This window comes from Longimicrobium sp. (assembly GCA_036389795.1).
GTDB lineage: Bacteria > Gemmatimonadota > Gemmatimonadetes > Longimicrobiales > Longimicrobiaceae > Longimicrobium.
In genome coordinates this window covers 1-8,706 of record DASVWD010000006.1, presented here as the reverse complement: position 1 = coordinate 8,706, position 8,706 = coordinate 1, and the positions used below count along the sequence as shown (strand labels likewise).

At 71.9% G+C, this 8,706-nt stretch carries 5 protein-coding genes; all 5 read right to left on the bottom strand.

Annotated elements, in window-relative coordinates; all coding sequences use genetic code 11:
- Nucleotides 1-150 precede the first annotated feature (150 nt).
- Nucleotides 151-3,261, bottom strand: coding sequence for a tetratricopeptide repeat protein (locus VF746_00540; protein HEX8690897.1), 3,111 nt, complete (start codon nt 3,259-3,261; stop codon nt 151-153).
- Between the two features lie 126 nt (nt 3,262-3,387).
- Nucleotides 3,388-5,244, bottom strand: a complete 1,857-nt coding sequence (locus VF746_00535; protein ID HEX8690896.1) for an ABC transporter ATP-binding protein — start codon at nt 5,242-5,244, stop codon at nt 3,388-3,390.
- Entirely contained in the window at nt 5,241-6,467 is a 1,227-nt protein-coding gene (locus tag VF746_00530) for a nucleotidyltransferase family protein (GenBank protein HEX8690895.1), read from the bottom strand. Before VF746_00530 ends, VF746_00535 begins: the two co-directional genes overlap by 4 nt.
- Nucleotides 6,464-7,612, bottom strand: coding sequence for a 50S ribosomal protein L11 methyltransferase (locus VF746_00525; protein HEX8690894.1), 1,149 nt, complete (start codon nt 7,610-7,612; stop codon nt 6,464-6,466). The genes VF746_00530 and VF746_00525 overlap by 4 nt, the downstream gene beginning before the upstream one ends.
- 2 nt (nt 7,613-7,614) lie before the next feature.
- Complete coding sequence (locus VF746_00520) at nt 7,615-8,592, bottom strand: hypothetical protein (protein HEX8690893.1); 978 nt, start codon at nt 8,590-8,592, stop codon at nt 7,615-7,617.
- Nucleotides 8,593-8,706 lie beyond the last annotated feature (114 nt).

Sequence of the window (8,706 nt, the reverse complement as noted above, 5' to 3'; positions counted from 1 at the left end):
AGCTTGGTTCGGCGCGCCATCAGCTCCTCCGAGTCACAGGGGACAGGACCCTCCTCCTCGGACCTCTAAGATGTCACGCCGGATACTGAATATCCAGAACTTTGCTATGAAAAATGGGTATCACCTCATAAATCAGCGTCTCTGCTGGTATCAGCCAAGGCACTCGTTCAAGGCATCTTGAGCCTTGGTCAACTCTGGTGAACGCAGTTTAGTGTAGATAACCACCGCACGCTCGGCGTGGCAGCGGCCTTCGGCGCCGCGTCCCTGCCGCGCAAGGGCTTTGGCCAGACATCGGCAAGCGAAGGCAATATTTTCCTTGTAGCCTAATTTCTCAGCCACCTTTAGGGCCTCTCGGGCGTGGCGCTCGGCCTTCGACCACTGTTCGCGATTTAGCGCCAACTCGGCGATATTGCCGGTGTAGACGGCAACACCTTCGGGATCCGGTAGGGATTGGGCGATTGCAAGAGCTTCATGGTAGTGGGTCTCCGCGAGGTCGAACTGATCCGACTCGCGTAGCGCCTCGGCGATAGCGTTCAGAACGCTGCCCACATCATCGCTCTTCGGTGATAGGCTGCGGAACAGACCGAGTGATTCATTATAAGCAGTGAGCGCCACTGGGTAGTCGCGTGCTAGTTGGTGGCCTATCCCGCGCAATCGGATGGCGATGGCGCGCTCGCGTGCACCAACGCGGGCCGATTGCCAATGGGCGGTGACGCGCTTGGCGCAGGCCAGCACTTCGGCGGATTGATGGCGCAGATAATGGCACCATCCAGCCCCAAAAGCTCGCCAACCAGCGTTATAGAAGTCCCTCGCGCGCACTGCCTTGGCCTCTGCCTCGGTGTAGAGAGAAAGCCACTCATCCCAGCGGCCAGAGAACTCAAGGAATGTATTTAAGGCGTCACACACGGTCTGCAGGCTTGGGTTGTCGCCCGCGATCATCACCGGCAGGGCGGCGGCAATTTGTGGCCAAGCGCTCTCCAAGACAGGGAAGCGGGCGAACTTCTTGTATCCGTTTTCCACAGCAAGTGCATAGGCTTGATCGGCCAACCGCTCGCCGCTGGCTCCAACTGCATCAGGGCGGGCGCGACGGAGGAACCGCGCCGCCAGCGGTGGGAGGAGCCAAGTGGCGGCTTGGTCGTCTTCAACCAGCAATGCGCGATCACGCAAGCCGTCCAGTGCGGTTTCCGCGGCCTTTGAGCTTAGTTCGGTCAGCGGTAGCAGCCACTCGATAGGCGCCGGCTGGGTGAAATGTACCAAAGCGGCAAGTACCGCCGTCTCATCTGCCGTGAAGGTTTCAACAAGGTCCCCGAAGACAAAGTCCAGCGGGTCGTTTTTCTCATCCAGTTTCTGCAGGCGATGCGCTTCTTGTAGGCGCCCGACGGCTTCTGCCACCGTACGGCAACGGCCCGTCGTCCGGCCGAGCTGGCCCGCCGTCCAGGTCAGCAGCAATGGATTGCCGCCAGTTTCGGCATAGAACTGGTCGCGCTCGGCCTGCGTCAGTCGAGCTACGGGTTCCGACCGCTTCCCCAACGCAGCCAGCAACTCGTCGGCGGCCTCGCGTTCCAGTTTGTCCACGCGCAGGTTGTACGCAGCGGTCGAGCTCTCGGAGCGGCGACGGCTGGTGACGATGGCGCGGCAGGCGGCGGGCAGGGTACCCAGCAGTTCGAACACACGACGCCGGTCCTCCGCGCTGAACGTCTCCAAGTTGTCCAGCACCAGCAATGCGCGATGATTGGCCAGTGCGTGGCGTACGAGGTTGGGCCGGTCCTCCGGCACCGCCTTCGGGATATCGTCGCGGCTGAGCGCCCGGCCCAACTCGCTGAGCATCGCGTGGTAGTCATTCACGTGATGGTCAGTCAGCCGCTGTTCGCCGTGGGGAAGCAGCTCCCGGTTCTTGGCCGTGATCCACAGCTTGAGCGGGAAATGCTCGGCGGGTGCCCGGTATGCCGCTTCGAGCGCGAGTGCGGTCTTCCCCATGCCGCCGGGCCCATCTAGCACCACGCCCCAACTGCGATCTTCGGGTCGCAGGTACTTCGCAATCTTCTTCAGATCTTCCTTGCGCCCGAAGAACGGTCGCCGCGCTGGGAGCGTGGAGTGCGGAGCGGCGCTGGGCGCTAGCGTGATAGTCTCGACGGACGCCGCAACTGCCTTGGAGGCCCCGGTCCGTCGCACGATGGCGGCTCGGGGCCGGGCGGCAACTGTCTCCGGCGGTGTCCCTTCGTCGCCATCCAACACAGCGTGCTCGTGGTCGGGGATGAACCGCCACGCGCCCGTTTTGTTCGTCGCGATTCGCGGCCAGAGACGCAGGATGGTATCCCCATCGCCGAACTCAATACGCCCCGCCGCGTAGCCGTGCGCTCGCTGTATGGTCGGCGTCTCGCCAAACTTCTCCATCCCGAAGACGGAGCAGCCTTGACAGAGACGCACCGCGTTGCGGGCACCGCCGCGCCGGATGTAGGTGATTTCAGTCTCGTGCTGATGACCGTAGAGGTGCACCGCGAATCGCCCGGCCGGCGCGATCTCCGTCTCACCGTGCTTCTGAGCATGGAGAGTCAGCCAGTCCGGTCCCTGGTGGGTGAGTAGCAGGCAGACGTCGTGCTGCTTCGACCAGACGTCAACGCCGCCCTCGCACACGGCGTGAAGCTGTCGAACATCCCAGACCAGCCGCCCCTTGTAATCGCCCCCGGCAAGCTGGAGGAACGTGGTGTTCAACCCCACGATTCCGATGTGCCGCTCACCAATCTGTATGGTTGCTGAGAAGTCCCCGGGCAGGACGCCGATCTTCACATCGCCGAGCCGATGCGGAGCCTTCTCCCACCACTCGCTATAGGCCGCGAAGGCATCGTTGATCACGCGGCGATACGGGCCTGCCGGCTTATCCCAGAACTTTTCTTCAATGCGACCAAAGCCGTCTTTATCGAGTAAGACATCTATGGCCGCGTTGTCTTCGTTTGGATCGGGGCGGTAGAGATCGTGATTGCCAGGCACGGCCAGCAGCACGGCGTCTCCCGACCCGAGCTCGCGAAGCTTCTCCCACAGGGGATCGAGAACCTCGGCCTGCATCTTCTCGAACTGGGCCGACTCGCCCGACTGTACGAGGTCGCCCGTGAAGAGCACGGCGTCCCACGGCCCACACTTCTCATGCAGCGATGCGAGACTGTCGAGGAACGGTTCCCGCAGCGTAGGCCACAGGCAGTCCTGCCCCTTCAGCCCGTAGTGGAAGTCGGTGAGGTGCAGCCAGGAGAAGGAATTCGGGGGCATGGCTGGGTACCGAATTGAAGTCATTGGAGGGTCGGAACCGATGTAATCCGCTGACCATCTACATTTTACCTTCGCGACAGGCGTCCGTCACTCCCCCGCCGCCGCCGGTCGAGGCATGCCTCGACCCTACGGGTTCGCAGCGGTCGACGGCTCGGGGGACGGCTCCGCCGCTTCCGCCTCCTGGCTCCGCCACAGCTCGCGGAAGCGGCCGCCGGGGCGGGCCAGGAGCGAGGCCCAGTCGCCCGACTCCACCAGGCGGCCGCCCTCCATCACGTGGATGGCGTCGGCGCCGCGCACGCTGGAGAGGCGGTGGGTGATCAGCAGGATCGTCACCCGGCCGTGCAGCGCGGCGATGGCGTCGCGGATCCGCCGCTCGTTCCCGGTGTCGAGCGCGCTGGTGGCCTCGTCCAGGATCAGCAGCGCCGGGCGGCGCAGCAGCGCGCGGGCCAGCGCCAGCCGCTGCCGCTCGCCGCCGGAGAGGCGCAGCCCCCGGTCGCCCACCACCGTCTCCAGCCCCCCGGGCAGCGCCCGCACGAACTCCTCCGCCGCGGCCGCCCGCAGCGCCTCCCACACCTCGGCCTCCGTGGCCTCCGGCCGCGCCCAGCGCAGGTTGGCCAGCACCGTGTCGTGGAAGAGCACCGTCTCCTGCGCCACGTACCCGATCCCCTCGCGCCAGCCGCGCAGCCACTCCTCGTCCAGTTCGCGCCCGTCCACCACGATCCGCCCGGCGCGCGGGCGCACCAGCCCCATCACCAGGTCGGCCACCGTGGTCTTCCCCGACCCCGAGGGGCCCACCACGCCCGTCGTCCGCCGCGCCTCGACCCACAGGTCCAGCCCCGAGACGGCGTCGCGCCCGGTCTCCGGGTAGGCGAAGGAGACGCCCTCGAAGCGCACCCCCTCGGCCAGCGCGTGCACCGGCGCCGTGGGCGAGAGCCGCTCGCGCTCTGCCTCCAGCGCGTCCAGGCGGGCGCGCAGGTTGGCCCACGCCGGCAGGTCGTGCAGCACCATCTGGTGGACCTGTTGCAGGTTCTGCAGCCGCGGCACCAGCCGGGCGAAGAGGAAGATCAGCAGGATCGCCACCGCGCCGCGCAGTCCCAGCCCCTCCACCGCCACGAAGGTGACCGCCGCCAGCATCGCCACCGAGCCGGCGGTGGAGAGGGCGCGGGTGTCGGCGTAGACGCGCACCGCCCGCACGTAGTGGCCGGCCGCCTCGCCCGCGGCGGCGGAGAAGATCGCCACCGTGCGCTCCTCGGCGCCGTAGCTCTTCACCGCCTTCATCCCCTGCAGGTGCTCGGTGGCGGCCGAGACCACCTCGCCCATCGCGTCCGTCACCCCCTCGCCCGCGGAGCGCGCGCGCCGCCCCTGGCTCCTCAGCAGCACGATCAGCGCGCCCCCGCAGGCGAGCGCCGCCAGGCTGGCGCCGGCCGAGACGCGCAGCGCCAGCGCCAGGTAGACCAGCGCCACCAGCGCGTTGACCACGCCGTTCAGCAGGTGCGCGGCGGCGGTGGCGGCGCGGTCGGCCTCGGTGGTGAGCGCCTGCACCAGGTCGGACGAGCGCACGCGGGTGAAGTGCAGCCAGCGCGCGGCCGAGATCGCCGCGTACAGCCGGCGCCGCAGCCCGAGCGCCACGTCGGACTGCACCCGCCAGGCGGCGAGCGTCTGCCCGCGCTGCACCGCCGCCTGCGCCGCCATCACCCCCACGTACAGCAGGAGCACGGCGCCGAGCGTCGGCCGCGCGCCGGCGGCGCCGAAGAGGTCGCGCACCACCCCGCCCAGCCGGCCCACGGAGCCGGCGGGGACGGCCACGCCCACCGTCCCCAGCAGCTCCACCAGCACCAGCACGCCCGCCGCCTCGCAGGCGGAGACGGCCAGCGAGAGCCCGAGCGCCGCGGCGATGCGGCGGGGCATCATCCGCCACACCTCGCCCGCGAAGGCGGGGAGCGTGGCCAGCGGGCGCGGCGGGGCCGTCACCATCGTGCTCATCGCCCGACGGCGCGGCGGCCGTAGCGCAGCGCCAGGCGCAGCGGCCGCAGCACGCGGTAGAGGGGGAAGAGCGCATCGGGGAGCGGGCGCCACTCCCAGTCCTCGGGCGAGGGGAGGGTGAGCCAGCGCCAGGCGTAGCGCGCGCGGTCGGTCGGGCGATCCCGCAGGCGCAGGTTGTAGACGAGGTTCGCGGCCGTCTCCTCCCCTTCCACTTCCACCGCCGTCGGCGCGAACATCCGCCGCTCCGACTCCTCCACCAGCGCCGCGATCCCCGCGTCCCCCTCGATCTCCGCGACGGCGGCGGGCGGCACCGGCGCGTCCAGCAGCCCGCGCGCGAGGGCGAGGCCGAGCAGGACGGTGCGCCGCGCGTGGAGCTCCCCGGCGCGGTCGAGGACGGCGGCGGCGTCGGCCGATCCGCCCCGCAGCAGCCCGGCGACGGCCGACACCCACTCCAGCCGGTTCCAGCGGTGCTTGCCGCCGTGGACGCAGGCGACCAGGAGCGCGTCGTCCGGGCACGGCGCGGGGACCTCGCCGCCGCCCAGGGGGACGGGGCGGGCGCGGCGCATCAGCTCCGCCGTCTCCAGCGGCACCCCGAAGCGCCGGGAGTGGACGCGGCAGTGCAGCTCCACCAGCGCCCGGGTCCGGCGGTGGAGGAGCTGGTAGTCGCCGTCGACGCGGCGGAAGGCGGCGTCCTGCGCGGGCGAGAGCCGCTTCACCGGGTCGTATCCTTCGCCGGCGAGAACGGCGAGCGCGCGGGGGGCGTCGTCCGGGCGGACCAGCAGGTCGAGGTCGGTGAAGCGGCGCAGCGAGAGGTCGCCGTACGCCTGCACGGCGAGCGCGGGGCCCTTGTACGCCAGCGCCGCGACGCCCGCGCCCGAGAGCGCGTCCAGCAGCCGCCTGAGCTCCCCGGCGAGCGCGAGCGCGCGGCGCGCCTGCTCGCGGAAGCGCGCGCGCAGGGCGGACGCCGCGGCCTCGGGAGCGGCGACCGGGCCCGCGACCAGGTGGCGGTGGAGGAAGGCGACCAGCCCGTGCCGCTCCGCCAGCGCGACCAGCTCTTCCCAGTCGAGGTCCTCCGACGCGAGCGCACGAACGCGCGCCGCGCCGCCCGGGGAGAGGGCGACGCGGGCGCAGTGGAGGAGCAGCTCGTGCTCGGGCGGGCGCCGCCCCGCGCCCGGCGGACGGGCGGGCGCGGCGGGCAGGCTGGCGCCGGGCGCGGCGCTCACCGGGCCAGCTCCCGGCTCAGGCCGGCCACCCGCTCCACGGCCGAGTGCGGGGTGGGGAAGAGGCCGGGGAAGAGCGCGGCCAGCTCGGCGGCGACCTGGGCCACGGTGCGGGTGCCGTCCATGCGCAGGAGCGCCTCGCGCTCCACCTCGCCGTCTACGCCGAGACGGGGGACGTGGTCCGGCATCCCCCGGCGCAGGCGCTCGAGCGAGGGGAGGGCGCTCCGCAGCGTGGACGACTCGAAGCGCGCCTTCTCGGCGCCGCCGGGGGCGGTGACGCGCGTGCTCCACGTCCACACGTGGTCGTCCGCCGCGGGGACGGCGCGCAGGTGCACCCGCACCCGGTCGCCCGGCGCGAGCGGCACCGGCTCGGGCCAGGGGAAGTACGCCTGCCCGTACAGCGCCGGCGGGGCGCCGGGCGCGTTGCTGAAGCCGACGCCCGGCGCCAGCTCGGCGTCGAACCAGGCGGCGATCCCGTGGCCGGTCCCCGCGCGCGCCGCCTCCCACTCCAGCGCGCGGTCCAGCGGCGCCGCCTCGGGGTCGCGGTAGTCGATCGCCGCCCACTCGGCAGGCTCCGTCAGGAGCATCTCCGGCTCCAGGCGCGCCTTGTGCCAGACGTCCGCCGCCGAGCGCCGCGCCGCCGCCATGTCGAAGCCGAACGCCTCCTCGTCGCTCGGGGCCACGAAGTGCGCCCAGAGGCCGGGCGCCTCCACCACCGAAGCGTGGACGCGGTCGCAGAGCGGGATCAGCGCCCCGTCGGCGCGCAGGAAGCGGCGCCCCGCGTCGGCCAGGTCGGCGAAGTGCCGGCCGAAGGGAGGCAGCACCCCGCGCAGGTCGCTCACGATCACGTCGGCGGGCTCGGGGAGCTCCACCGCGCGCGAGGTGGCCTGGAAGAACTCGATGCGGTCGGCCACCCCGTTCGCCGCCGCCACCTCGCGCGCCACGCGCACCACGTCGGAGGGGTCGACCGCGTACACCTTCCGCGCCCCCAGCCGGCACGCCAGGCAGGCGAAGATCCCCGTCCCGGTGCCGATGTCGAGGACGACGGAGCCGGGGCGCACCGTGGCCCGCAGCGCCGCCTCGTACGCGGCCATGCGCACCCGGTCCGACACCATCCGCCCGTAGGCGGAGACGGAGTACGGCGCCACGCTCAGGCCGCGCTCCGCGAGAGGGCGTCCACGTCGGCCTGCACCACGCGGACCAGGTCGGGAAGACGGTCGGGGGAGGCGTGCGGCACCAGCCGGCGCACGGGGACGGCGCGCACCAGGCGCGAGAGCGCCTCGAACTCGCGGCGGCGCATCTCGGCGTCCAGCAGCGCGCCGCCGCTGGTGTGGGCGACCAGCTCCACCAGCGCCGCGGCGGGCGCGACCGCCTCCACGCGCGGGCCGGCCTCGTCGCGCGCGCCCAGCAGGTAGACGGCGGCCAGGGGGAGCGGGGCGGGGGGGAAGGCGCCGGAGACGTCCAGGTAGCGCTTCTCCCAGTTCGGCGTGAGCAGGGGCAGCGCCTCGCGCGAGCCGAAGAGAGCGGCGGCCGAGTCGTCCCAGAGCCGCACGCGCGGGAAGCCGGGGCGGGCCAGGAAGCCGCCGCCGCGCTCGTCCAGCGCCGCCAGGTCGTCGGCCAGCACCGCGTGCCCCGCGCGCGCGAACGCCGCCGCCGCGGTGGACTTCCCGGCCCCGGCCGCCCCGGCGAGCGCCACGGCGCGCCCGCCCACGGCGGCCACGCTGGCGTGCAGCGCCAGGACGCCGCGCAAGCGCAGGAGGAAGCCCAGCACGGGGCCCAGCAGGTACGTCGCGGCGTCCTCCAGCGTGGAACTGTCCGTCCAGTCGGCCCACATCTCGGTGCCGGCGCGGTCCAGCAGGAAGCGGGTGCCGTCGGGGTAGACGAGGAGGAACCAGCCGCCCTCCAGCAGGCGCACCCGCGGCCCGGGGCGGCGCGGGTCGCGGTTGCGCGCCGCCGGGAGCCATTCCGCGCCCGCCGCCGCGGCGGCCGGGAGCCACTCCGGCATCCGGCGCAGGCGCACGCGAACGTCCGCCTCCCCCGCGGCGGGGGAGGCGGAGAGGCCGGGGAGCGGCTCCTCGCAGAGGAGCGCCACCCCGCAGGCGGTCTGGACCAGGGGGACCTGCGGCATGCGGGAGCGCGGCGGTGCGCCGGCCGGGCGCCGGCGCCCGCCGCTCAGGTCTTCAGGTTGTTCTGACCCTGAGTGGAGTCGTTCTTGTTCGTGTTGAGGTTGACGCTCATCAGG